At 65.3% G+C, this 24,246-nt stretch carries 20 protein-coding genes; 9 read left to right on the top strand and 11 right to left on the bottom strand.

Going from position 1 to position 24,246, the window contains the following annotated elements:
- Positions 1-223 precede the first annotated feature (223 nt).
- A complete protein-coding gene (locus AB7M16_RS10870; protein WP_172787503.1) occupies positions 224-577 on the bottom strand; it encodes a DUF1236 domain-containing protein in 354 nt (117 codons plus the stop codon).
- A 222-nt stretch (positions 578-799) separates the two neighbouring features.
- On the opposite strand from AB7M16_RS10870, the gene AB7M16_RS10865 reads away from it, so the two are divergent.
- Positions 800-955 carry a DUF3096 domain-containing protein gene (locus AB7M16_RS10865; RefSeq protein WP_008562090.1) on the top strand — a complete coding sequence of 52 codons (156 nt, stop codon included), beginning with the start codon at positions 800-802 and terminating at the stop codon, positions 953-955.
- A 96-nt stretch (positions 956-1,051) separates the two neighbouring features.
- Positions 1,052-3,991, top strand: coding sequence for a pyruvate, phosphate dikinase (gene ppdK, locus AB7M16_RS10860; RefSeq protein WP_453943884.1), 2,940 nt, complete (start codon positions 1,052-1,054; stop codon positions 3,989-3,991).
- Positions 3,992-4,086: 95 nt separating this feature from the next.
- Here ppdK and AB7M16_RS10855 read toward each other — a convergent pair whose 3' ends face one another.
- Positions 4,087-5,364: a multidrug effflux MFS transporter gene (locus tag AB7M16_RS10855; RefSeq protein ID WP_453943883.1), complete on the bottom strand. Its 1,278-nt coding sequence runs from the start codon at positions 5,362-5,364 to the stop codon at positions 4,087-4,089.
- Between the two features lie 294 nt (positions 5,365-5,658).
- On the bottom strand, positions 5,659-7,488 hold the full coding sequence (locus AB7M16_RS10850) for an aminopeptidase P family protein (protein WP_453943882.1): 1,830 nt from the start codon (positions 7,486-7,488) through the stop codon (positions 5,659-5,661).
- Positions 7,489-7,674: 186 nt separating this feature from the next.
- On the opposite strand from AB7M16_RS10850, the gene AB7M16_RS10845 reads away from it, so the two are divergent.
- Positions 7,675-7,854, top strand: a complete 180-nt coding sequence (locus AB7M16_RS10845) for a hypothetical protein (protein ID WP_172787499.1) — start codon at positions 7,675-7,677, stop codon at positions 7,852-7,854.
- 147 nt (positions 7,855-8,001) lie between these two features.
- On the opposite strand, the gene AB7M16_RS10840 is transcribed toward AB7M16_RS10845, so the two are convergent.
- Complete coding sequence (locus tag AB7M16_RS10840) at positions 8,002-8,889, bottom strand: 50S ribosomal protein L11 methyltransferase (protein WP_453943881.1); 888 nt, start codon at positions 8,887-8,889, stop codon at positions 8,002-8,004.
- Positions 8,890-9,052: 163 nt separating this feature from the next.
- On the opposite strand from AB7M16_RS10840, the gene AB7M16_RS10835 reads away from it, so the two are divergent.
- Positions 9,053-9,208, top strand: coding sequence for a Flp family type IVb pilin (locus AB7M16_RS10835; protein WP_085968950.1), 156 nt, complete (start codon positions 9,053-9,055; stop codon positions 9,206-9,208).
- Between the two features lie 284 nt (positions 9,209-9,492).
- On the opposite strand, the gene AB7M16_RS10830 is transcribed toward AB7M16_RS10835, so the two are convergent.
- Complete coding sequence (locus AB7M16_RS10830; RefSeq protein ID WP_453943880.1) at positions 9,493-11,103, bottom strand: phytoene desaturase family protein; 1,611 nt, start codon at positions 11,101-11,103, stop codon at positions 9,493-9,495.
- 216 nt (positions 11,104-11,319) lie between these two features.
- Here AB7M16_RS10830 and AB7M16_RS10825 point away from each other — a divergent pair, with 216 nt between their 5' ends.
- Positions 11,320-13,599, top strand: a complete 2,280-nt coding sequence (locus AB7M16_RS10825) for a fused MFS/spermidine synthase (RefSeq protein ID WP_453943879.1) — start codon at positions 11,320-11,322, stop codon at positions 13,597-13,599.
- A gap of 166 nt (positions 13,600-13,765) precedes the next feature.
- Here the strand turns inward: AB7M16_RS10825 and AB7M16_RS10820 are convergent, their stop codons facing one another.
- Complete coding sequence (locus AB7M16_RS10820; RefSeq protein ID WP_453943878.1) at positions 13,766-14,701, bottom strand: glycerophosphodiester phosphodiesterase; 936 nt, start codon at positions 14,699-14,701, stop codon at positions 13,766-13,768.
- Positions 14,702-14,922: 221 nt separating this feature from the next.
- On the opposite strand from AB7M16_RS10820, the gene AB7M16_RS10815 reads away from it, so the two are divergent.
- The 3 genes from AB7M16_RS10815 to AB7M16_RS10805 are packed head-to-tail and all read left to right on the top strand — an operon-like array spanning position 14,923 to position 18,297.
- Entirely contained in the window at positions 14,923-15,882 is a 960-nt protein-coding gene (locus AB7M16_RS10815; protein WP_453943877.1) for an acyl-CoA desaturase, read from the top strand.
- 47 nt (positions 15,883-15,929) lie between these two features.
- Complete coding sequence (locus AB7M16_RS10810; protein ID WP_453943876.1) at positions 15,930-17,312, top strand: MBOAT family O-acyltransferase; 1,383 nt, start codon at positions 15,930-15,932, stop codon at positions 17,310-17,312.
- Positions 17,287-18,297, top strand: coding sequence for a hypothetical protein (locus tag AB7M16_RS10805; protein ID WP_453943875.1), 1,011 nt, complete (start codon positions 17,287-17,289; stop codon positions 18,295-18,297). Before AB7M16_RS10810 ends, AB7M16_RS10805 begins: the two co-directional genes overlap by 26 nt.
- A gap of 5 nt (positions 18,298-18,302) precedes the next feature.
- Here AB7M16_RS10805 and AB7M16_RS10800 read toward each other — a convergent pair whose 3' ends face one another.
- The 5 genes from AB7M16_RS10800 to AB7M16_RS10780 all read right to left on the bottom strand — a co-directional run bounded on the left by AB7M16_RS10800 (position 18,303) and on the right by AB7M16_RS10780 (position 23,154).
- A complete protein-coding gene (locus AB7M16_RS10800) occupies positions 18,303-20,003 on the bottom strand; it encodes a fatty acyl-AMP ligase (protein ID WP_453943874.1) in 1,701 nt (566 codons plus the stop codon).
- Between the two features lie 24 nt (positions 20,004-20,027).
- Positions 20,028-20,282: an acyl carrier protein gene (locus tag AB7M16_RS10795; protein WP_172787491.1), complete on the bottom strand. Its 255-nt coding sequence runs from the start codon at positions 20,280-20,282 to the stop codon at positions 20,028-20,030.
- A gap of 221 nt (positions 20,283-20,503) precedes the next feature.
- Positions 20,504-21,310, bottom strand: a complete 807-nt coding sequence (locus AB7M16_RS10790) for a L,D-transpeptidase (RefSeq protein WP_453943873.1) — start codon at positions 21,308-21,310, stop codon at positions 20,504-20,506.
- Positions 21,311-21,472: 162 nt separating this feature from the next.
- Positions 21,473-22,234: an ABC transporter permease gene (locus AB7M16_RS10785; protein ID WP_271502249.1), complete on the bottom strand. Its 762-nt coding sequence runs from the start codon at positions 22,232-22,234 to the stop codon at positions 21,473-21,475.
- The gene (locus AB7M16_RS10780) at positions 22,231-23,154 is read right to left on the bottom strand and encodes an ABC transporter ATP-binding protein (protein WP_212259111.1); all 924 of its coding nucleotides are present in this window, start codon (positions 23,152-23,154) and stop codon (positions 22,231-22,233) included. The genes AB7M16_RS10785 and AB7M16_RS10780 overlap by 4 nt, the downstream gene beginning before the upstream one ends.
- 285 nt (positions 23,155-23,439) lie before the next feature.
- On the opposite strand from AB7M16_RS10780, the gene AB7M16_RS10775 reads away from it, so the two are divergent.
- A complete protein-coding gene (locus AB7M16_RS10775) occupies positions 23,440-24,156 on the top strand; it encodes a hypothetical protein (protein WP_453943872.1) in 717 nt (238 codons plus the stop codon).
- Positions 24,157-24,246 lie beyond the last annotated feature (90 nt).

Genomic DNA, 24,246 nt, shown 5'->3' with positions numbered 1-24,246 from the left:
CTGTCATTCCGGGGCGCGCGGAGCGCGAGCCCGGAATCCACCGTGCCGCGCATTATGCTGACAAATGGATTCCGGGCTCGCGCCAAGTGGCGCGCCCCGGAATGACAGAACAAAAAAGCCCCGCCCGGCGGGGGGAGGACCGGGCGGGGCCTGATGTCCGATCTAACACTGCTCGCGCCAGCCTGATGTGACGCGCCGGACATCGAACGGAGCGGCAGCGTTATTAGTCCAGCACCTCGACGATGCGGCGCGAGCGCGGCTCGACCAGCACGGTTTCGCCGTTCACGACGGTGTAGCGATAGGTCGTGGCGCCGAAACGTTGCGGTACGTCATAATAGGTGACGCCTGCTTCGGGTAAGGTGGTGCCGACCACCACGCGATCCGGAATGCGAAAGGCCGGCACACGTTGCTCGACGACATATTCGCGGAAGGCCGGCCGCTGTTCGACCGCAATCGTCGGCGCGCTGTCGACCACGGCGGGCGCGCGTCCGATCGTGACATCGCTTTGCGCCTGCGCGGCAAGGGGCGCACTGGTCGCGGCCGCGAGCGCTGCGAGAGCAAGAATCCTGTTCCGCATGGACAACTCCTTCGACGTGATTCTTCGGACGCGCCAGCGGCGCGACCGGTTGCCAATGCGTTGCCCGCCGCCAATGTTCCGGGAAAAGGCCTGCCGCATTCGCGGCAATTTCGGGCAGTTTTCGTGAGGCCGGAACTCGCAGCAGCCCTTGCGCATCTCTACTCCCGGAACCCAGCCGGTTATGATCCGCGCGATTCGCCTCACCTCACAGAAAGATAGTTCATGCACATCACCGTCGCCCACATTTCGCCGATCCTGTCGTTGATTGCGGGCGTGCTCATCCTGATCATGCCGCGGCTTCTCAACCTCATCGTCGCGATCTTCCTCATCGTCAACGGCGCGATCGGGCTCGGGCTCCTGAAGTGGCTCCGCTTCTAGGCGTTCACTTTTTGGAACTGTCCGTCTTGCGCGGGCCCGCCCAAAGTGGTGTAAGGCCCGCGATTTCCCATTCCTCTCGCAGGTTGTGTGCAAGCTATGGCCAAAGCCGCCTCGAAGCCCAAGAAAATCCCAGCGAAAATCCCAGCGAAATCAAAGCCCTCCGCCGCCGCGAAGGCAGCGCCGCCAGCCCGCAAGGCGCTGGCCAAGAGCGCGCCGAAGCCGGTCGCCAAAGCCGCTGCTAAGCCCACCGCAAAGCCTGCGGTGAAGGCGGTCACCAAGGCCGCTCCGCCGAAGGTCGCCGCGAAGCCCGCGCCGAAGAAGGCTGCGCCTCCCAAGGCGGCGCCGGCAGCGGCCAAGGCCGGCAAATGGGTGTTCACGTTCGGTGACGGCAAGGCCGAGGGCCGCTCGGAGATGCGCGACCTGCTCGGCGGCAAGGGCGCCAACCTCGCCGAGATGGCCAATCTCGGCCTGCCGGTGCCTCCCGGCTTCACCATCCCGACCTCGGTCTGCACCTATTTCTACGATCACGACAAGACCTACCCGAAGGAGCTGAAGCCGCAGGTTGAGAAGGCGCTGGAGTATGTCGGCAAGTTGACCGGCAAGGTGTTCGGCGACACCAAGAACCCGCTGCTCGTCTCGGTGCGCTCCGGCGCGCGCGCCTCGATGCCGGGCATGATGGACACCGTGCTCAATCTCGGCCTCAACGACCAGACCGTGGAAGCGCTGGCCGAGCTGTCGGGCGACCGCCGCTTCGCCTATGACAGCTATCGCCGCTTCATCACGATGTATTCCGACGTGGTGCTCGGCTTCGAGCATCATCACTTCGAGGAAATCCTCGACACCTTCAAGGACAGCCAGGGTTACACGCTCGACACCGATCTCTCCGCCGACGACTGGGTCGAGCTGGTCGGCAAGTACAAGGACGCGGTCGCGCGCGAGACGGGGAAGGAATTCCCGCAGGATCCGCACGACCAGCTTTGGGGCGCGATCGGCGCGGTGTTCTCATCCTGGATGAACGCGCGCGCGGTGACCTATCGCAAGCTGCACGACATTCCCGAGTCCTGGGGCACCGCGGTCAACGTGCAGGCCATGGTGTTCGGCAACATGGGCGAGACCTCGGCGACCGGCGTTGCCTTCACGCGCAATCCCTCGACCGGCGAGAGCAAGCTCTACGGCGAGTTCCTGATCAACGCGCAAGGCGAGGACGTGGTGGCGGGCATCCGCACGCCGCAGGACATCACCGAGGAAGCGCGCAAGGAGTCGGGCTCCGACAAGGCGTCGATGGAATCGGCGATGCCGGAGGCCTTCAAGGAGCTGACGCGGATCTACACGCTGCTCGAGAAGCACTACCGCGACATGCAGGACATGGAGTTCACGGTCGAGCAGGGCAAGCTCTGGATGCTCCAGACCCGCGGCGGCAAGCGCACCGCGAAAGCGGCGCTGCGCATCGCGGTCGAGCTCGCCAATGAGGGCCTGATCTCGAAGAAGGAAGCGGTGACGCGGATCGATCCGGCCTCGCTCGACCAGCTCTTGCATCCGACCATCGATCCCAACGCCAAGCGCGACGTGATCGCCACGGGCCTGCCGGCTTCGCCAGGTGCTGCCTCCGGCGAGATCGTGTTCTCCTCGGACGAGGCGGCCAAGCTTCAGGGCGACGGACGCAAGGTCATTCTGGTCCGCATCGAGACCAGCCCAGAAGACATCCACGGCATGCACGCCGCCGAAGGCATCCTGACCACGCGCGGCGGCATGACCTCGCACGCGGCGGTCGTCGCGCGCGGCATGGGCAAGCCCTGCGTCTCCGGCTGCGGCACCATCCGCGTCGATTACGGCCGCGGCACCATGAGCATCGGCTCGCGCACCTTCAAGACCGGCGACGTCATCACCATCGACGGCTCGCTCGGCCAGGTGCTCGCCGGCCGCATGCCGATGATCGAGCCGGAGCTCTCCGGCGAGTTCGGCACGCTGATGAACTGGGCCGATCAGGTCCGCAAGATCGGCGTCCGCGTCAATGGCGACACGCCCGACGACGCGCGCACCGCGATCAAGTTCGGCGCCGAAGGCATCGGCCTCTGCCGCACCGAGCACATGTTCTTCGAGGAGACGCGCATCCGCACGGTACGCGAGATGATCCTCTCCGAGGACGAGCAGTCGCGCCGCGCCGCGCTCGCAAAACTGCTGCCGATGCAGCGCGCCGACTTCGTCGAGCTGTTCGAGATCATGAAGGGCCTGCCCGTCACGATCCGTCTGCTCGACCCGCCGCTGCACGAGTTCCTGCCGCACACCCATGCCGAGGTCGAGGAAGTGGCGCGCGCCATGAACACCGACCCGCGGCGCCTCGCCGACCGTGCCCGCGAGCTCTCGGAGTTCAACCCGATGCTCGGCTTCCGCGGCTGCCGCATCGCGATCGCCTATCCCGAGATCGCCGAGATGCAGGCCCGCGCGATCTTCGAGGCGGCGGTCGAGGCGCAGAAGCGCACCGGCAAGGCCGTCGGCCTCGAGGTGATGGTGCCGCTGATCGCGACCAAGACCGAGCTCGATCTGGTCAAGGCGCGCATCGATGCCACCGCACAGGCCGTGATGCGCGAGACCAACACCAAGCTGGCCTATCAGGTCGGCACCATGATCGAGCTGCCGCGCGCCTGCCTGCTCGCGGGCGAGATCGCGCAGTCGGCCGAGTTCTTCTCGTTCGGCACCAACGACCTGACGCAGACGACCTACGGCATCAGCCGCGACGATGCGGCCAGCTTCCTCGGTCCGTACGTCGCGAAGGGCATCCTCTCGGTCGATCCCTTCATCTCGCTGGATCAGGAAGGCGTCGGCGAGCTGGTCAAGATCGGCGTCGCCCGCGGCCGCAAGACCCGCGCCTCGCTCAAGGTCGGCATCTGCGGCGAGCACGGCGGCGATCCCGCCTCCGTCGCCTTCTGCCACCATATCGGTCTCGACTACGTCTCCTGCTCGCCCTACCGCGTGCCGATCGCGCGGCTTGCAGCGGCGCAGGCCGCGCTCGGCAAGGCGATCGCGAGCCAGGCGTAGGCCAAGCGCAGATTTGAGTTGAGAGAGGCGGGGCCCAGCCCCGCCTCTTTCGTTTCAGCTCTTCGCAAAGATGGGATGGGGCGGCGCAGCGCCCCTCACATCATCCCCGTCTCGTCCTCCTCGGCCTGCTCGATCAACGCCTCGCTCGGCACCATCTCGCGGCGGGGCACGACGAACATCATCACGCCGGCGCAGAGCAGGGAGATCGCGAGAACCGCTGATGTCAGCGGCAGCGTCGTCGCGGAATGGCCGCCGAGATAGGCGCCGAATTGCGACATCAGCGCGCCAATGCCTTGCTGCAGGAAGCCCATCGCGCCCGAGGCGGTGCCGGCTGCTTCGGGACGGATGCTGATGGCGCCGGCGGCGGAATTCGCCATCACGAAGGCGTTGCCGGCCATCACGATCATCTGGGTGCCGAACAGCCAGGCGGGCGCCTCGTTCCAGCCGGCGAAGCTCCAGAGCAGATTCGCAAAACTGCCGCAGAGCTGCAGGGCGAGCCCGAACCAGATCAGCTTCTCCAACGAATGGCGCGGCGCAAAGCGCACGCAGAGCAGATTGCCGACCAGAAACGCAAAGCCCGTCGTCGCGAACCAGGCGCCGTATTCGGCGCTGCTGCGGCCCATCTGCGTCACCACGATGTAGGGCCCGCCGCCGGCGAAGGTGAAGATGATCTGGGACGCGAGCACCTGGCACATCACATAGCCGACGAAGGCGCGGCTCCGGATCAGCGTGCCGATATCGCCGCGGAAGCCGCTGCCGGCGCTGCGGCTGCGGCGGGTCTCGGGCAGCGCGAAGGCGATACCGACGGCAACGACGATGGCGGCGATGGTGATGGCGTAGAAGATCGCGCGCCAGCCGAACGCGGTCTCGATCAGGCCGCCGGTGAGCGGCGAGACCATCTGCCCGATCATCAACGCCGCGACCACGAGGCTGATCATCGAGGCGACGCGGTCGCGCTCGTAGATGTCGCGGATGATGGCTCGGCTAATCACCATGCCGGATGCGCCGCCGAGCGCCTGGAAGAAGCGTGCGGCGATCAATTGCGGCAGGGTCTCTGCAAAAATGCAGCCGATGCTGGCAACCACCATCAGCGCCAGCCCTCCCAGCAGCACCGGCCGCCGCCCGAACCGGTCCGACAGCGGCCCCATGATCAGCTGCGACAGCGCGATGCCGACCATGTAGAGCGACACCGTCATCTGCGCGATCGAGATGTCGCTGCCGAAATTCGTCGCCAGCACCGGCAGTGCCGGAACCAGGATGTAGAGCGAGATCGGCGCGACCCCGGTCATCACGACCAGCAGCAGCAACACCAGGCGCGAAGTCGCGATGTTTTTCGTCGCCGCGTCCGGCGGCCTGCTGATCATGCCGTGCATATGTCGTCCGTCGTCCGAATTCGAATCAACTGTAGCGTGCCCACGCAAGACCGATATCGGCGATTCGGAATGCGGCTATTCGGATTTCGGGACGGTTATGATGAGGGCACGATGGCGATCGTTTGGGCGCTTCGCTGAAAGTTCGGTGTCATTCCCCGCGAAGGCGGGGAATCCAGTATTCCAGAGACGGTAATGATTCATCGAGGGGCTGCGGCGTACTGGATGCCCGCCTTCGCGGGCATGACACCTATCGTGTCGTAACAGCCTTGCACAATCCGCGTGGCGCTATGCGCACTACGCCTTCAGCTCCGCCGTGGCCTGATCGAGCCAGGCCTTCGTCGCCTCGTCCAGCGCCGGCCGCACGTCGTCCCTCACGCGGGCATGATAGGCGTTCAGCCAATCGAGCTCGTCGCGGCTCAGCATCGCGACATCGATCAGGCGGCGGTCGATCGGCGCCAGGGTCAGCGTCTCGAACGCGTTCATCGGCTTCTCGGCGCCCTTGACCTCGGCGGCGACGACCAGCTCGAGGTTTTCGATACGGATGCCGAAGCCGTCGGTCTTGTAGTAGCCGGGCTCGTTGGACAGGATCATGCCGCGCTTCAGCGGCGTGGTGCCGAGCTTCGAAATTCGCGCCGGTCCTTCGTGCACCGAGAGATAGCTGCCGACGCCGTGGCCGGTGCCGTGCTCGAAATCGAGCCCGGCGGCCCAGAGATATTGCCGCGCCAGCGTGTCGAGTTGCGCGCCCGTGGTGCCGTCCGGAAAGACGGCGCGCGCGATCGCGATGTGACCGCGCAGCACGCGGGTGAAGCGGTCGCGCATCTCATCCGTCGGCTCGCCCACCGCCATGGTGCGCGTGACGTCGGTAGTGCCGTCTTCATATTGTGCGCCGGAATCGATCAGCAGGAGATCGCCGGACGCGATCCGCCGGTTGCTCTTGCGGGTGACGCGGTAATGCACGATGGCGCCGTTCGGGCCGGTGCCGGAGATGGTGGGAAACGAGACGTCCTTGAGCGCGCCGGTGTCGCGGCGGAAGGTTTCCAGCGCCTCGACCGCGTCGATCTCGGTGAGCTTGCCGCTTGGCGCCTCGCGATCGATCCATGCGAGGAAGCGCGCCAGCGCCACAGCGTCGCGCAAATGAGCCGTCTTGGTGCCCTTGATCTCGGTCGCGTTCTTGACCGCCTTGAGCAGTGCAACCGGATCGCTGCCGCGCACCGGCTTGCCGCCGGCGCCCGTGATCAGCCGGCTGAGTGCGTCGGCGGCGGTGGCGTTGTCGAGCGCGATCGATCCACCACTCTTGGCCAGCGCCATCAGCGTCGGCGCCATGGCGTCCGGTTCGCGCACGTCGGCGGACTGCTCGAGATGGTCGCGTGTGAGGTTGGAGAGCTTGCGGTGGTCGATGAAGATGGTGGGACGGCCGTCTTTCGGCACCAAGGCGTAGGACAGCGGCAGCGGGGTATGGGCGACGTCGGCGCCGCGGATGTTGAAGGTCCAGGCCACTGCGTGGCTGTCCGACAGCACCAGCGCATCGGTGCCGAGCTTGGCGATCTCGGCCCTGATCTGCGTCAGCTTCTCCGCTTCAGTGACACCGGCATGCTGAAGGCTGTGCACGGCGACGGGGGCGAGCGGCGGCTGCGGCCGGTCCTGCCAGACTGCGTCGATCGGGTTGCTGTCGACGGCGACCAGCTCGGCGCCGGCCTTGGCGCAGGCCGCGGACAGTCGTTCGGCTGCCGAAAAAGTGTGCAGCCACGGATCAAATCCGAGGCGGTCGCCGGCTTTCAGATGCGCCGCCACCCAGCTCTCGGGCGGTGGGTCGATCAGCGATTCCACCACCCACGCCTTGGCGTCGACCTGCTTGGCGGCCTGCAGTGTGTAGCGGCCGTCGACAAACAGTGCAGCCTCATGCGACAGAACCACGGCTAGCCCCGCCGAGCCCGTAAAGCCGGTCAACCAGGCGAGCCGCTCTTCCGATGGCGGCACATATTCGTTCTGCTGCTGATCGGCACGTGGCACGACGAAGCCGGTCAGCTTGCGACGGGCAAGCTCTTCGCGAAGTGCGGCCAGCCGTGCCGCCAACGCGATGCCGGCCTCCGGCTCCTCGAATGTCTGGAAGTGCGCTTCGAACATGGTGGATCACTTTAGGATCATGGGGATCAGTCCGCAATGTAGACGCATTTGCGGCGCATCTGGCATGGACTGTGCTTGAATAGTTCCATTCGAGTTGAGTGGAGTAAAGGATGCGGCAGTTGCGCTTCGTCCGGATGACAGGGAAATTCGAGCAGGTGGTTCATCTCAACGGCGAGGGGACACACGATGCCAGCGTTCACCTTTGAGAAAATTTCGCCGCCGGCGCGCCGCGCCCCGACAACTCCGACACCGAAGAAGCCGCGCGGCCTCATCAGCCAGATGATCGACCGTTTCGCAGAGCGCCGCGCGCGGCGTGCCTTGCAGGGGCAGCGCGCGTCACGCCGCGACGAGAAGCCGGCGGAGTAGCGCGAGATTTTGTAGGGTGGGCAAAGGCGCAGAGCGCCGTGCCCACCGTCATTCCGCGATTGTAAAATGACGCGATTGTAGAAAGAATGGTGGGCACGCTTCAGCCTTCGCTCTTCGAGCTAGGGCGGGCAAGTCGCATTGCCCGCCCTACGAGAGCTTCCGCAACAACAGACTGCTCCATCCCTCGATCCTGAGGTGTCGCACCGGCACGAGGCCGCGCGCGCGGTAGGCGGCGATCACGGCGGGCGCCTGGTGCGTCAAGAGGCCGGAGAGGATGACGCGGGCGCCAGGCGCAAGGTGCCGCACCATCGGGCTCGCCAATTGCCGCAACGGATTGGCAAGGATATTGGCGAGCACCAGGTCGAACGGCCCCGCACGCGCAAAATCCGGCGCGGCAAAGCCGATGGCGCGGATCACCCGCACATGGTTGCCCACTTCATTGAGCGCGGCGTTCTCAGCCGCCACCCGCACCGATGGCGGATCGATGTCGGAGGCCAGCACCGCGCGATGCAGCGCCTTTGCGGCTGCGATCGCCAGCACGCCTGTGCCGGTGCCGAGGTCGAGCAGGTTCCTCGGACGGGAACTCTTCAGGACATGGTCAAGCAGAAGTAAACAGCCGCGCGTCGTGCCATGGTGACCGGTGCCGAAGGCGAGCGCCGCCTCGATCTCGATGGCGAGCTTGTTCGGCGCCACACGATCGCGATCGTGGCTGCCGTGCACCACGAAGCGCCCGGCCGGCACCGGGACGAGATCTTCAAGGCTGGCCTTGACCCAGTCCTTGGCTTCGACCGTGTCGAAAGCGAGCGTCACCGCAATCTCATTTCCTGCTGAAGTTGCAACGAGTTCGGCTAGCCATGCCTGATCCGGCGCATCGGCGAAATGCAGCGTCACGTCCCATTGTCCGTCGGGCCGTTCGAAGGCGGCGACCGCCGCATCGCCGTCGAAAAACACCTCGGTGAGCACATCGACGACGCGCTTGGCGTCGGCTTCGCTGCCGATCGAAAAACTGGCGCGATGGGTGGGGGAAGGCTGCATTCAGGGTTCCGTTGAGTTCAATTTTTGGAACTTTTGCGGGTGAGTTTCCGGACAAGTTGCGGTTCGCAGGTTAACCCGCCTGAAGTGGGTTCCCCGTACATTCCCGGATGTGGAATCGAACCAACACAGCTTGGAATTGAAACGGAGGCGAGTCTTGAAGCGCATGATTCAAAAGTTCTGGTCGGACGAGTCCGGTGCAACCGCGATCGAATACGGCCTGATCGCCGCGGGCATCGCCCTGGCGATCATTACCGTGGTGAACGGGCTGGGCACCACCATGAACGAGAAGTTCACTTCGATTAGCACCTCCTTGAAGTAATTTCCGCCGCCATTTCAAAGCGGGGGCTATTTTCTTCAAAGGCTATTCCTGATCACCGCCCGCTAGGGGTTTCCCCTGGTGGGCGAGGTCTTTGGGGCTCGCGGTCTTCGAAGGGCTGCACAGCTTATCCGCCTGCTTGTCAGGGCCCTGTCCGCCACTTTTCCCGCGATTGCCCCGCCGTTTTTCCACCGGCTTTCCCCAGGATCGCTCCCGACCGTCTCGCCCAGACATCCTCTGGCCGGTCACAAACCTTTCGACAGCCTGTCCACAACCCATCCACAGGCCTATCCACGGCTTCCGAACAGCGAGCGGTGATCCCGCAGGATCGCCTGCGCCGCGTTATGGCCGGGGGCGCCGGTGACGCCGCCGCCGGGGTGGGCGCCGGAGCCGCAATGGTAGAGGCCTCTCAGCGGCCCGCGATAATCGGCGTGGCCCAGCATCGGCCGCGCCGAGAACAACTGGTTCAGCGTCAGCGCACCGTGGAAGATGTCGCCGCCGAGCAGCCCGAATTGCCGCTCGAGATCGAGCGGAGACAGGATCTGGCGGCCGAGCACGCTCGCCGCAAAACCCGGGGCATATTTGTCCACCGTCGCGATCATCAGATCGGCGACCTCTTCGCGATGGTCGTCCCAGGACCTGCCATCGGGAAGGCTTGGTGCGACATGCTGGCAGAACAGGCTCGCGACATGCTTGCCGGCCGGAGCCAGCGTGTCGTCGAGCGTTGAGGGGATCAGCATTTCCACCACCGGCTCGCGGCTCCAGCCGTGGGCGCGCGCGTCGAGCCAGGCGCGATCCATATAGCCGAGACTCGGCGCCAGGATGATGCCGGAGGTGAGGTGATCGCCCTCGCCTGATAGCGCCGTGAAGGAGGGCAGGTGGTCCAGCGCCACGTTCATGCGGAACGTGCCGGAGCCGTTCTTCCAGTGCCGGATGCGGGCGAGGAAGTCCGCCGGAAGAGCCTCGGCCGCGATCAGGCGCGTGTAGAGCAGCTTTGGATTGACATTGGCCGCGACATATTTCGCGCGGATCGCAGAGCCGTTCTCCAGCACGACGCCGACGGCGCGGTCGCGCTCGACGATGACCTCGCGGACGCCGGCATCCGTGTCGATCACGACGCCACGGTCGCGTGCCGCGCGTGCCATGGCCTGCGTGATCGCGCCCATGCCGCCGATGGCGTGGCCCCAGACGCCCTTCTTGCCGTTCACCTCGCCGAACGCGTGATGAAGCATCACATAGGCCGAGCCGGCGGCGTAGGGGCTGGCATAGTTGCCGACGATGGCGTCGAAGCCGAACAGCGCCTTGACCAGATCGTGCTCGAAACGTTCGTCCAGCATCTCGCCGGCCGAGCGCGTGAACAGATCGAGCAGGCTGCGGCTTTGTTCCAGCGTCAGGCCGCGCAGAATGTTGGCGCTCTGCAAAGCGTTCACGGCCTCGCGGATCGCATTTGTGCCGAAGCCGTCGAGCAGGTTCGGCGGGGCGCGCAGCACGAACCGCCTGAGCACGTCGGCGATGTCTTCCAGCTCGCGCGTGAAGCCGTCGAGGGCTTCCGCATCATGCGCGCTGAGCCGCGCCACCGAAGCTTTCGTCCGCCCCTCGCCGGTGAGGAGATAGCTGCCATCCGGCGCGGGCAGAAAATTCTGCGCACGCCGCTCGACGATGCGCAGGCCTTGCTCGGCGAGCCTGAGATCACGGATCACCTGCGGGTTGAGCAGGCTCACGGTGTAGGCCGCGACCGAATTGCGAAAGCCGGGGTGAAACTCCTCCGTCACCGCCGCACCGCCGACCACTTTGCGCCGCTCGACCACGCGCACGCGCAGACCCGCCATCGCGAGATAGGCCGCGCAGGTGAGGCCGTTATGGCCTGCGCCGATGATGACGACGTCGGTTTCCGTCATGAGGGATTCAAGTTGTTCCACTGTTATTCCGGGATGGTCCGAAGGACCAGACCCGGAATCTCGAGATTCCGGGTTCGCCTCCGAGGCGCCCCGGAATGACATCTCTATATCAAGCATTCCTTGCTGCAACATCACGCCACACTTTATTGCCCGTGCAGGCGCCTTGTGCTCCATTGCGCGCGGTCCGGCGCCCGCCGGGTTTGAGCCGGAGCATTCATGGATTCGATCGTGCAACCCGCCGCCACGGAGCAGCCGTCGTCGTCGCGCAACCGGCTGCTGCTGACGGTCTACACCGCTGCGATCTTCGTCAGCGCGCTGCTGCTGTTCTCGGTGCAGCCGCTGTTCACCAAGATGGTGCTGCCGCGGCTCGGCGGCTCGCCGGCGGTGTGGTCGGTCGCCATGGTATTCTTCCAGTCGCTGCTGCTGGCTGGTTATGCCTATGCGCATCTGTTGATGCAGGCACGGAACCGGATCGTCCCCGTGGCGGTGCATCTGCTGCTGCTGTTCGCCGCCTTCGCCACGCTGCCGCTCGGTATTGCGTCGGCCTATGGCGAGCCGCCGGCTTCGGGTTATGCAATCTGGCTGCTCGGCCTGTTCGCGGTCTCGATCGGGCTGCCGTTCTTCGCGCTCGCCGCCAACAATCCGCTGCTGCAGGCCTGGTTCGTCCGCACCGGCCATCCGGCGGGCCATGATCCCTATTTCCTCTACGCCTCCTCCAATATCGGCAGCTTCCTCGCACTGTTGTCCTATCCGTTCCTGCTGGAGCCGATGTTCACGCTGCAGATGCAGAACCGGTTCTGGACCGGTGGGTATGGCCTGCTGATCCTCCTCATCGGCGCCTGCGGCGTGCTGTTGTTGCGTTCGCCGAAGCTGGCCGTGGCCGACGCGCGGGCCGAGGACGTGAATGCACCCGCGCCAGGCCTCTTGACGCGGCTGCGCTGGATCTTCCTCGCCGCCGTGCCCTCGGGCCTGCTCATCGCCGTCACCGCCCACATCTCGACCGACGTCGCAGCGGCGCCGCTCTTGTGGGTGCTGCCGCTGTCTCTGTACCTGCTGACCTGGGTCGTCGTGTTCCAGTCGCGGCCGCTGCTGCCGCACAAATGGATGCTGATGCTCCAGCCCGTCGCGATCGCCGGCGTCGTCGTCCTGCTGGCTTTCGGCGGCGAGCAGAACCTGCTGCTGACGCTCGGCGGGCATCAACTCTGCTTCTTCGTCATTGCCATGGCCTGCCACGGCGAGCTGGCGCGGACGCGGCCTGCCGCCAGATATCTCACCGGCTTCTATGTTGCGCTGTCGTTCGGCGGCATGGTCGGTGGCTTGTTCGCGGGGCTCGTTGCGCCCTTCACCTTCTCGTGGATCGCCGAATATCCGATCCTGATCGCGCTTGCCGCGCTGTGCCGTCCGTCCGCGAACGAGCGGCTGGGTGGCGTCGTCAAATGGTATTGGCTGGCGCTCGCCGCGCTCGCACTGGCGCTCATCGCGCCGTCATACACGACGGGCGGCCTCTCGACCTGGTTCGAGGATCATCGGGTCTGGGTCGCCGGCGCCGTCGGCGTGCTCGCCGCGCTGCTCGCGTTGATCCTCAATGCCGGGCGCTGGAAGATCTTTGCCACCGTCGCGCTGGCGCTGGCGTTGATCCGCGTTTATCCCGCAGACGAGGGCCGCGTCACGACCGTGCGCAGCTTCTTCGGCGTGCACAAGATCGTGGTGACGCCGGGCGGCTATTTCCACGTGCTGATGCACGGCACCACCATTCATGGCGCCGAGCGCTTCCGCAACAACGACGGCACGCCGGTCGCCGGCAGGCCCGAGCCGATCACCTATTATCACAAGGACGGCGGCATCGGTCAGGCCGTCAGCGCGATCCGCGAGCGCAAGGGCGCGCCGCTGAAGGTCGCCGCGATCGGCGTCGGCTCCGGCACGCTCGCCTGCGCCGCCGAGCCAGGGGAGAACTGGACCTTTTTCGAGATCGATCAGTCCATGGTCGACGCGGCGCGTGACCCCAGGAATTTCCGCTACATATCGAGCTGCATGCCGGACATGAAGCCCGTCATCGGCGATGCGCGCCTCACCTTCGCCAAGGAGCCCGATGGCGCCTATGATCTCATCATCGTCGATGCCTATTCGTCCGATGCGATCCCGATCCATCTTGCGACCGAAGAGGCGATGAAGATCTACAAGGACAAGCTCGCGCCGCACGGCGCCGTGGTGATGCACGTCTCCAACCGGCATCTGGATCTGGAGACCGTCGTGGTCGGCATTGCGGACGCCAACGATCTCAAGAGCTGGGTCTTCAACGAGGATTCGGGGCGCGATGGTGACTACATCTTCTCCACCGACGTCGTCATCTCCGCGCGCGAGGAGGCCGATGTCGGCAGGCTCGCGTCCTCCAAGCAATGGGAGCTGACCGAAGCCGACGACAGGGTGCGGGTCTGGACCGACGATTATTCCAACATCCTGGGCGCGCTATATCGGCGTTGGAAGGACGGGGAGTAGGGGGCGCGCCACGAATGGTCTGGTGCCCCGAACGCAGCGCAGCGCTTCCCCGGCGATGCGAAGCAACGTCCGGTGCGGTGCGCTGCAGAGCCGGGGCCCACAATTCTGGGTGCCGGCTCTGCGTCGCGTCATTGCATGCCGCGCCGCGTCCGGGACACGAGATTGATTACGGCGCCACCGGCGTCCCCGCCGGCAGCGCGATCCCCTTCTCGCCGGCGAGTTGCCGCAGCAGGTCCGGCCTGTCCGAGATGATGCCGTCGACGCCGATCTCGATCATCCGCGCCATGTCTTCACGCTTGTTCACCGTCCAGACCACGACGCGGAGTCCCTGTGCATGGGCCTCGGAAACCAGCGCCGCGGTCACGTCGCCGAAATTGGGCGACCAGATCGCGCCGCCGGCGGCCTTGATCGTCCGCGGCAGCGAGCCGCCGTGATCGGCCGGGCTGAACCCCGCCGTCCAGCTCGTCGCCTTGTCGAGCGCCACCGTCGGGGCCGAGCCGCGCTGGAGCGTCAGGTACACGGTCGGGATCTTCGGCGCCTGCTGCTGGACGAGAAGCAGAGTCCGCCAGTCGAACGACTGGATCATGACGCGGTCGGAGAATCCTTCGGTCTCGATTACCCCGAGCAGCTTCGCGACGAAGGCCTGCGGATCCAGCGTTTCATCCGGATGATTCGGATCGATCTTGGTCTCGATGTTGAGGCGCACCTGCGTGTTGCCAGACTTGCGCACCAGCGCGAACAGCTCGCGCAAGGTGGGAATGCGCGTAACCGGCAGCGCACGCTGGTCGGGGAATTGGCGTGAGTAGGCACTCTCGGGGCGGATCTGGCCGACGTCATAGGTCCTGACCTCGTCGAGCCGCAGCTTGACGAAAGGGGTACCGGGCGGGGCGATGTAGGTCCCGTCGGGCCGCCGTGCGAGATCGGGATTGAGCCCGCGCTCATGCGAGACGATCACTTCGCCGTCCGCGGTGACGCCGACGTCGAGCTCCAGCGTGTCCACGCCCATCGTCAGCGAATGGGCGAAGGCGGGCAGAGTGTTTTCCGGCAACAGCGCCCGCCCGCCGCGATGCGCCTCGAGGTCGAAGGCCAGATCGGATCCCATGGCCTGTCCCGCCATCACAATCGAGATCACAGTCAGAATGGTTGCAACAGGTGACGGCATGGGGCCTCGAGGGGCAAGCGGAAAGGACCGGATTTGAACGCATTTTGCGTCGCTCGCCTATTCTATGGGCTTTCGCGGCTGTTGAAACCCTGGGTGCCGCGGCTTGGGTTGCGCCCGCCAGGCTTGTATGTAGTCATATGAGCCGACCTGGAAGCCCGACCGTGCAACAGAAACGCGATCACCGCATCATCCGCAGCCGGCACTTCCACAGGATGCAGCGGCGGCATTTCATCATTTTCGATGTGCTGCCGTTCATCGGCACGCTGGTTGCGCTGGGCCTGTTGATTGTCCGCCCGATCGGCGCGATGGAGCTCGGACTGTTGTTCGGCTTCTGGCTGATCACGGGTCTCGGCCTCACCGTCGGCTATCACCGCCTGTTCACGCACCGCGCCTTCGCGACCTCCACGACGATGAGCGCGATCCTGATCGTCATGGGCTCGATGGCCGGCCGCGGCCCCATGCTGTCCTGGGCCGCGATGCACCGGCGGCATCACGAGCTGTCCGATCATGACGGCGACCTGCACTCGCCGCGACTGCATGGTGACGGTCTGCTCGGCCGCCTGCGCGGCTTCCTGCACGCGCACCTGACCTGGATGATCGCGCATGATTATCCCAACGTCGCCCACTACGTGCCGGACCTGATGGCGGACCGCAGGCTGGTTGCGGTCAACAGCCATTACTACAGCTGGGTCGGCCTCGGCCTGCTGCTGCCCGCGTTGATCGGCGGCTTGGCGACGATGAGCCTGTGGGGTGCGCTGACCGGCTTTCTCTGGGGCGGCGTGGTGCGGATGTTCGTGGTCGAGCAGACCATGTCTGCCATCAACTCGGTCATGCACAGCTTCGGCGCACAGCCCTTCGTCACCCGCGACGACAACAGCCGCAATCTCGGCATGATGGCCTGGCTCGCCTGGGGCGAGGGCTGGCACAACAACCATCACGCCTTCCCGTATTCGGCGGCCTTCGGCCTGCGCTGGTTCGAGTTCGATCCCGGCTTCATCTTCATCCGCGCGCTGGAAACGCTCGGGCTCGCCTGGGACGTCAAGGTGCCGAGCGAGGAAAAGATCGCTCGGCGCATGCTGCGGCAGCCGGGCGATGCCGCCCCCGATCTGGAGGCGGGCTGAGCATCACCGGCCGGCGCGAGGGCCGGTGATGGCGCAGCTTTGATCCGATGCTCTTCAACGACTATCCCTTTCTCCTGGTCTTCCTGCCTGCGGCCTTGCTGATCTACCGCCTGGCAGACCCTTATCTGCATCTGCGGATCGGCGTGCAGGTCGCGCTGTCGCTCGCCTTCTATGCCTGGGGCAGCCCATCGTTCATCCTGCTCCTGATCGCCTCCATCACGATCAACTGGCTCGCTTCGGTGGCCTACGGACGGGTGAAATGGCCGGCGGTGCTGACGCTGGTGATGGTGCTCGATCTCGCGGTTCTGGCGCTGTTCAAATACGCCAATTTCCTGCTCGCCAATCTTGCACTCGTGCTGGATACGAAGTTTGCGGCGCTCGACATCGGGCTGCCGCTCGGGATCTCCTTCTTCACTTTTCATCACATCATGTATCTGGTCGATCTGAAGCGCGGCAAGGCGCCGCTCTATGCGCTCGACCGTTACGCGCTCTACATCGCCTTCTTCCCGCAGGCGATCGCGGGCCCGCTGGCGCGCTGGTCTGAGGTGATGCATCAGTTCGGCCGGCAGGTCTACGTGCCGGGCTGGCAGCGGCAATTCTGCATCGCCATGTGCTTCATCGCGTTCGGCTTGTTCGAGAAGGTCGTCATCGCCGACGGCCTCGCGCATCTGCTCGATCCCATCTATGCGCAGGCGGCAAGCGGACCGTTGCGAAGCGGCGACGCCTGGCTCGCCTTCTGCTTTTCGTTCCAGATCCTGTTCGATTTCTCCGGCTATTCCGACATCGCGATCGGCCTCGGCCTCTTGTTCGGCGTGCAGCTGCCCTACAATTTCAATGCGCCGTTGCGCTCGACCAATATCCAGGATTTCTGGCAGCGCTGGCACATCACGCTGATGTTGTTCCTGCGCGACTATGTGTTCTATCCCCTGGTCAATCTGCGCCTGTTGCCGCGCCGCTTCTTGCCGGTGCAGTTCTTCAGCGCGATGATGATCACGATGGCGCTGTGCGGCCTCTGGCACGGCGCGAGCTGGACCTTCGTGCTGTGGGGCGTGCTGCATGGCTTCGCGCTGGTGGCTTGCGCGCTGTGGCGCCGCTATGGGCCGGAGTTTCCGTCATGGCTCGGCTGGGCGCTCACCGTCTTGTTCGTGCTGGCGACCGGCGTGATCTTTCGTGCCGGATCGTTGGAGGCGGCCTGGCATGTCTTTTCGGGACTGATCTCACCGCTGCCGCTCGAGCGCGGCAAGCATCTATGGCCGCTGATCGCAGCGCCGCTGTTCGCTTTCCTGCTGCCGGCGAGCCAGGACATCGTCGCGATGCTCATGCGCCGTCCCAAACCGTGGCTCGCCGGTCTGCTCGGCATCGGATTGTTCGCATTGCTGCTCCACATGGGTGGCCGGGATCTGCATGAATTCGTCTACTTCAAGTTCTGAGACCGACCCCGGGTGGGGACGGAGCCTGCTGGCGTGCCTCGGCACGCTCTCGGGCGCCGCCTTGTTGGTGCTCGCACTGATGGTCGTGGTCGATCCCTATGACAGCGGCAAGCTCGGCCTGCTGGGCATCGAGGGGGTCGACAATCGTCTGACGCAAATCACGGCGGCGAGCCGCGCACGCGATGCGAGCTTCGACTCCGTCATCCTCGGCAATTCGACCGGGCAATTGATCCAGCCGGCGGAATTGTCCCGCGCGAGCGGGTTCCGTTTCGTCCAGCTCTACATGACCGGTGCGAGCCCACGCGAGCAGCTCGCCGTGCTCGATTTCTTCTTGCGCAAACACCGGAAGGTCGGCGCGCTGGTCATCGCCGCCGATCCCGGCTGGTGCGTGCATGCCCGGCCGAAGGAGGAGGGCGTTCCGTTCCCCTACTGGCTCTATGACGCAAGCGTGGTCACCTATGCGGTGCGGCTGATTTCCTGGCAGGCGATCGAGCAGGTCTTCCAACGCATCGGCATCGGGCTCGGCCTGCGACCGCGCATGAACCGTGACGGCTTTGTCAGCTACGAGGACATCTGGCCGCCCGGCCAATTCAAGGAGACCAATGCTCCGAGAGACCCCGCGCCCGTGGCCTCTGCGGAGGCGCGAGCGGTGTTCCCCGAGATCGCGGCCCTCAAGGACGTCGTCCGCAAATTGCCGGTCGACGTGCCCGTCGTCATCATCGTGCCGCCGACCTTCGCTGCCACCGTGGCAAAGCCCGGCACGCAAGCTGAGCTGGAGCGCAACGCCTGCGATGCCGCGCTCGCACAGGTCGTGGCCGGGCGGCCGCGTAGCAACTTCGTCAGCTATCGCGTCGACAACGAGCTCACGCGCGATCGCGCCAGTTTCGTGGACTATATCCACTACCGCCCGGTGCTGGCGCGCAAGATCGAGCAGGGGATTGTCGCGAGCCTGCGCGACGGCGAGAAAGCGAGAATCGATTTCTGAGCAGGTCAGCCGATTTCGTCGAAGGCCGCATCGAGCCAGAGCTTGCGCGCCAGCCTGCGCTGGATCTTTCCGCTGGTGGTTTTCGGCAGGGCACCGGGCCGGATCAGCGCAATGTGGCGCGCGGATAATTCGTGACAGTCGGCAATGGCCTCTCGGATCCGGTCCCTGATCTCGTCACTGTCGATCTTGTGACGTGCCGTGCGCTCCACCTCCTGCACGATGACGAGCGTTTCTTCACCGCCCTCGTCCGGCACCGAGAATGCCGCGCCGCAGTTTGCGCGCAAGCCCTCGTCCAGCGACTGCACCGTGCGCTCGATGTCCTGCGGATAATGGTTGATGCCGCGGATGATGATGAGGTCCTTGATCCGGCCGCTGAGGAACAGCTCGCCGCTTGCATCGAGGAAGCCGAGATCGCCGGTGCGCAGCCATGCGCCGTGCTCGCCGGCGATCTCCGCGTTGAGCAGCTCGTTCGTCGCGTCATCGTTGCGCCAATAGGCGCGGGCGATGTTGGCGCCGCTGACCCAGATCTCTCCGACGCAGTCGGGGGGCAGGCGTGTGCATTTCCCGGGATCGACGATGGCGATCCGCTCACCCTCGAGCGCGCGCCCGCAACCGACCACGATCTGCGCATCGTCAGCTTCCGAGGCCGTCTCTGCTCTATGCGCCTGAAGGGCCGCGCGACTGACGCGACGCGTCAGATGACCGCCGCCGCGCGTTCCCCCTGAAATGAGCAGCGTCGCTTCCGCCATGCCGTAGGCCGGATACATCGCGCGCGGATCGAAGCCGTGCGGCGCGAAGGTCGCGGCGAACCGCTCGATGGTTTCTGCGCGCACCGGCTCGGCGCCGTTCAGGGCGATCCTCAGCGAGGACAGGTCGATGCCGTCCATCTGGTCGGCGCGGTGGCGGCTGACGCAGAGGTCGAAGCCGAAATTGGGGCTGCACGCCACCTCGGCGCGATAGTGCGAGATCGCGCGCAGCCATCCGAGCGGCCGCTGCATGAACGCGTTCGGCGCCATCAGCACGCAGGTCGCCCCGACATAGAGCGTCTGCAGCGCGTTCAGGATCAGCCCCATATCGTGGTAGAGCGGCACCCAATTGACGTAGGTCGATCGCCTGGTGTTGCCGAGCGCGATCCGGATCATCTCGAGATTTGCGAGCAGATTGGCGTGGCTGACCATCACCCCCTTCGGCTCGGAGGTCGAGCCGGAGGTGTATTGCAGGAAGGCGATGTCATCCGCCGCCGGATCCTCCAGCGCGACCGGTGCCAGGGTCGCCGGACCGAGATCGACCTCGATCCATCGGATGTTCTCGCGTGCGAAGCGCGTTTGCAGATCGCCGCGAAGCGAGAGGGCCGAACTGGTCAGCGCCACCGCTGGCGTGCAGTTGGCGAGAATTGCGGCGCTGGCATCGCGCGCACCGTTTCGCCGCGGCATCATCATCGGCACGGCGATGATGCCGGCCATCAGGCAGCCGAAGAACGCCACCAGAAATTCGAGACCGGGTGGAAATACCAGGATGGCGCGGTCACCAGGGCGCGCGACCGCGGTCAGGCGCGCCGCGAGCGCACTTGCGCAATCGCGCAACTGGCGGAAGGTAAGGGCAGCTTCTTCAGTCCCGCGGTCAGAGACGAAGACATAGGCGCGGTCATTGGCCTGCTCCGCCGCGCGCCGGGCCAGGAGCGCCACGAGCGAGCGGGGAGTGTCCATCGGATTGCGCCGGTTCAGGCCGTGTCAGGCGGCCGGTCGGATCGCGCGCTTGTCGGCAAGAAACCGGGACAAGGCCTCAACGGTCGGATGGTCGTAAAAGTCGTCGGTCGACAGTTCGATGTCGAGCTTCTCCTCGAGCTCCATCATCAGGTAGACCAGCATCGCCGAATCGAGACCGAGGCGGTTGAATTTGGTGCCGGTGTCGACCCGATCCCTGGAGATGCGCAGGATATTGGCCAGCGCGGTAACGCAGAAATCCGAAATCTGCTCGCGTGTCATGTCATTTCCCAGAAACAATGGGAACGACAATACGGGCCACCCCAAGCTTGTCAATTTGGCCGGGGCGCCGCTGCGTTGAAGGTTGGGGACTGTTGCCTTCCTGCGTCGGGGAGCTGCTCGATTCCTACCCAGGCCGGCCTGGAGTTGTTCGGTCCACCGCGGCGCCGGCGCGTCAGCACGATTTGATTCGCTGCAGCGCCCGGCGTCGCGTTCAGGCTGCGTCAGTTCTGATAATAATAGCTGCGCGGCTGATAATATTGCCGGGCCTGCGGCTGATGATAGTAGCCCTGCTGGCCGTAGCCCTGGTCGTATGTTGGTTGCGGCAGCTGTTGATAGGCCTGCGTGCCATAGGGGCGGGTGATCGGGCGCGGCGCCGGATAGCGCGCGCCGGTGTCGCTGCCGTCGGCCGGGTAGATGTAGTTGTCGTCCTGCGGCATGTAGCGCCGCTCGGGCTGTGCCGGCGGCATCAGGTTCACCGGGGCGCCTGTGGTGGCGTATTGCTCTTCAACCGGCTGCGGGGCGCGGGCGACCGCATTGGCATTGCGGCCGCGCGGATTGCGCGCCAGCGCCACCTGTGCCGAGCCCGTCAGCGTCACCGTGGTGTTGAGCACGCCCTGCTGCTGCACCAGCGCATAGAGCGTCGAGGCGTTCTGGCGCGACAGGCGCACGCAGCCATGGGATGCCGGCGAGCCGAGCCGGCCGACCGAGTCCGTGCCGTGGATGGCGTGCCCGACCTTGGTGAAGAAGATCGCGTGCGGCATCGGCGCGTCGTCGAATTCCTTGGAATAGTGGTCCTCTTCCATCCGGAAGGCGCGGTAGGCGCCGTTCGGCGTCTCGCGTGAGGGGATGCCGGTCGACACCGGCCAACGGTAGCGCGCGACCCCGTCGACGGCGACGGTCAACTGCTGATTGTCCTTGTCGACGGTAATCTCGACCTTGGCCTGCGCGGTGCTTGCGCTCAAAAGCATCAGGGATGCAAAAGCAACTAAAAACGAACGCATCTGACTTCTGGCCTCCGGCCTGTTCATGCTCGCGCCGCGGCTCTCCGTCCCCCGGCGTGCATTATGCCTGCGGCCCTGCGTTGGTTCCAGCGGCCTGCCTGTCCATCGTTAACGTGATGCCGGGCGTAAGCAAGGCCGCTTGGTGCCGCGCCGGCCGGCGGCGCTGACATTTTCGCGAGCGCCGCGCGGTCAGTTCTTGAGCCGGTATCCAGTTCGGAAAATCCACCAGATCACGACCAGGCAGATCACCAGGAAGGCCAGCGTCATGCCGATGCTGACGGATACGCTGACGTCGGCGATCTCGTAAAAGCTCCAGCGGAAGCCCGAGATCAGATAGACGACCGGGTTGAGCAGCGCCACCGTGCGCCAGGTGGGCGGCAGCATGTCGATGGAATAGAAGCTGCCGCCGAGGAAGGTCAGCGGCGTCACCACCAGCATCGGGATCATCTGCAGCTTCTCGAAGCCATCGGCCCAGATGCCGATGATGAAGCCGAACAGGCTGAACGTTACCGCCGTCAGCACCAGGAAGGCCAGCATCCAGATCGGATGATGGATGTGCAGCGGCACGAACAGTCCGGCGGTCGCCAGGATGATCAGGCCGAGGATGATCGACTTGGTCGCGGCGGCGCCGACATAGCCGAGCACGATCTCGAAATAGGAGATCGGTGCCGACAGGATCTCGTAGATCGTGCCGGTGAATTTCGGGAAGTAGATGCCGAACGAGGCGTTGGCGATGCTCTGCGTCAGCACCGAGAGCATGATCAGGCCCGGGACGATGAAGGTGCCGTAGCTGACGCCCTCGACCTGGCTGATGCGCGAGCCGATCGCGGCGCCGAACACCACGAAATAGAGCGAGGTCGAGACCACCGGCGAGACGATGCTTTGCAGCAGCGTTCGCCAGGTGCGCGCCATTTCGAACAGATAGATGGCGCGGATGGCGCGGTGGTTCATGACGTCCTCACGAGGTCGACGAAGATGTCCTCGAGCGACGATTGCGTCGTGTCGAGGTCGTTGAAGCGGATGCCGGCGGTGCGGAGGTCGCCGAGCAGGCTGGTGATGCCGGTGCGCTCGCCCTTTGTGTCGTAATCGTACACCAGCGTCGCGCCTTCATCGCAGAGCTCGAGCTCGTAATGCGCTAGACTATCCGGCAACGACGTCACCTTGTTCTGCAAATGCAGCGTCAGCCGCTTCTTGCCGAGCTTCTGCATCAAGGTCGTCTTGTCCTCGACCAGCACGATCTCGCCCTTGTTGATGACGCCGATGCGGTCGGCCATCTCCTCGGCTTCCTCGATGTAATGCGTGGTGAGGATGATGGTGACGCCGGACTGCTGAAGTCCGCGCACCACCTCCCACATGCCCTTGCGCAGCTCGACGTCGACGCCGGCGGTCGGCTCGTCCAGGAACAGGATCTGCGGCTCGTGCGACAAGGCCTTGGCGATCATCACGCGGCGCTTCATGCCGCCCGAGAGCGTGATGATCTTGTTGTCCTTCTTGTCCCAGAGCGAGAGGGCCTTCAGCACCTTCTCGATGTGGTCGGGGTTCTTCGGCTTGCCGAACAGGCCGCGGGAGAAGCTCACGGTCGCCCACACGCTCTCGAAGGCGTCGGTGTGCAATTCCTGCGGCACGAGGCCGATCAGCGAGCGGGCCTTGCGGTAGGAGGTCTGGATGTCCTCGCCGCCGACGAGGACACGGCCCTCGCTCGGATTGGCGATGCCGCAGATGATCGAGATCAGCGTGGTCTTGCCGGCGCCGTTGGGGCCGAGCAGCGCAAAAATCTCGCCGCGCGTGATGTCGAGATTGACGTTCTTGAGCGCCTTGAAGCCGGACCCATAGGTCTTCGACAGATTGGCGACGGATATGATGGAAGACATGATGGCCGCAAGGCTGAGGAGCAAAGGTGGGGGAAGGGGCCGCACCATCCAGGAGGGCAGGTCGGCGGAGCCCTGAAATAGGAACGCTGTTGTCCCTCCGCAATTCCCCGGAGAAAAATGGTCTCAAAACAGGCGCTTCAGTGGCATGTTCCCGGCAAGTGTTGCGCGATGGTCACGGCTTGCTGCTAAGATTGGCGCTCACGCGGCTCTTTGTTGCGTCTGCGAGCGCGCCGTGGCTACGATTCCGGCCAATCGCGAAGCGTATTGTCTCCGGGGAAAAGATCGATGAGACCGAACGGCCGTCACACCGCCGGCGCCAGCCAGCTGTCCGCCCTCCGTGCCTGGGCGATCGGCCTGCTCCTGCTGTCAGCTGTTGCCATCAGCCCGACCACCGCCAAGGCCGCACCGAGCCAGGCCGCGGCGGCGACCACGCATGTCTATCTGCTCCGCGGCGTGCTCAACATCTTCTCGCTCGGCCTCGACACGATCGGCGCCCGCCTCCAGGCGCAGGGCATCCCGGTGACCGTCGCCAATTTCGTGTCTTGGTCCTCGCTCGCCGATGAAGCGGCGGCTGCCTATAAGGCCGGGCGGCTCAAGACCATCATCCTGGTCGGCCATTCCTCCGGTGCGACCGCGCTGCCCGACATGATTGCCAAGCTCAACCAGCTCGGCGTGCCCGTGAAGCTCGCGATCGGCCTCGATTCCGTGTTCAAGACCAAGCTCTCGACCGGCGCGGAGCGCTACATCAACATCTATATCGGTGACGGCCCCGGCGAGCCGGTGCGGGCCGCGGCCGGCCTTCGCGGCAAGCTCGACAATGTCGATGTCCGCGGCACGGGAGTCGGCCACATCTCGATCGACAAGAACGAGGCGATCCAGCGCCGCGTCATCGCCGAGATCGACGCCGCGATCATGCGCTCGCGCGCCCCGGCTGCCCCCGTTGCGGAGCCCGGCGCACCGCGGCCCGCGCGGGCGGCGGCGGCGGCTCCGGCGAGGAACTAGTCCGGAACGCTACGCTTCGGCGCCGCAAAATCTGCCAATTCCGCGGTCAAGAAGTACCGCAAGGGGAGGCGCCGCCTCCGGTGGTAGGAC

Source organism: Bradyrhizobium sp. USDA 372, assembly GCF_053629095.1.
This window is presented reverse-complemented; position numbering and strand designations above follow the sequence as displayed.

Coding starts and splice junctions, on each gene's coding strand:
- AB7M16_RS10840 (WP_453943881.1), bottom strand. CDS start 8,889: ATGCAGCCTTCCCCCACCCATCGCGCCAGTTTTTCGATCGGCAGCGAA.
- AB7M16_RS10785 (WP_271502249.1), bottom strand. CDS start 22,234: ATGAACCACCGCGCCATCCGCGCCATCTATCTGTTCGAAATGGCGCGC.
- AB7M16_RS10790 (WP_453943873.1), bottom strand. CDS start 21,310: ATGAACAGGCCGGAGGCCAGAAGTCAGATGCGTTCGTTTTTAGTTGCT.
- AB7M16_RS10810 (WP_453943876.1), top strand. CDS start 15,930: ATGCTCTTCAACGACTATCCCTTTCTCCTGGTCTTCCTGCCTGCGGCC.
- AB7M16_RS10775 (WP_453943872.1), top strand. CDS start 23,440: ATGAGACCGAACGGCCGTCACACCGCCGGCGCCAGCCAGCTGTCCGCC.
- AB7M16_RS10825 (WP_453943879.1), top strand. CDS start 11,320: ATGGATTCGATCGTGCAACCCGCCGCCACGGAGCAGCCGTCGTCGTCG.
- AB7M16_RS10870 (WP_172787503.1), bottom strand. CDS start 577: ATGCGGAACAGGATTCTTGCTCTCGCAGCGCTCGCGGCCGCGACCAGT.
- AB7M16_RS10830 (WP_453943880.1), bottom strand. CDS start 11,103: ATGACGGAAACCGACGTCGTCATCATCGGCGCAGGCCATAACGGCCTC.
- AB7M16_RS10805 (WP_453943875.1), top strand. CDS start 17,287: ATGAATTCGTCTACTTCAAGTTCTGAGACCGACCCCGGGTGGGGACGG.
- AB7M16_RS10855 (WP_453943883.1), bottom strand. CDS start 5,364: ATGCACGGCATGATCAGCAGGCCGCCGGACGCGGCGACGAAAAACATC.
- AB7M16_RS10865 (WP_008562090.1), top strand. CDS start 800: ATGCACATCACCGTCGCCCACATTTCGCCGATCCTGTCGTTGATTGCG.
- AB7M16_RS10835 (WP_085968950.1), top strand. CDS start 9,053: ATGATTCAAAAGTTCTGGTCGGACGAGTCCGGTGCAACCGCGATCGAA.
- AB7M16_RS10845 (WP_172787499.1), top strand. CDS start 7,675: ATGCCAGCGTTCACCTTTGAGAAAATTTCGCCGCCGGCGCGCCGCGCC.
- AB7M16_RS10780 (WP_212259111.1), bottom strand. CDS start 23,154: ATGTCTTCCATCATATCCGTCGCCAATCTGTCGAAGACCTATGGGTCC.
- AB7M16_RS10800 (WP_453943874.1), bottom strand. CDS start 20,003: ATGGACACTCCCCGCTCGCTCGTGGCGCTCCTGGCCCGGCGCGCGGCG.
- ppdK (WP_453943884.1), top strand. CDS start 1,052: ATGGCCAAAGCCGCCTCGAAGCCCAAGAAAATCCCAGCGAAAATCCCA.
- AB7M16_RS10820 (WP_453943878.1), bottom strand. CDS start 14,701: ATGGGATCCGATCTGGCCTTCGACCTCGAGGCGCATCGCGGCGGGCGG.
- AB7M16_RS10795 (WP_172787491.1), bottom strand. CDS start 20,282: ATGACACGCGAGCAGATTTCGGATTTCTGCGTTACCGCGCTGGCCAAT.
- AB7M16_RS10850 (WP_453943882.1), bottom strand. CDS start 7,488: ATGTTCGAAGCGCACTTCCAGACATTCGAGGAGCCGGAGGCCGGCATC.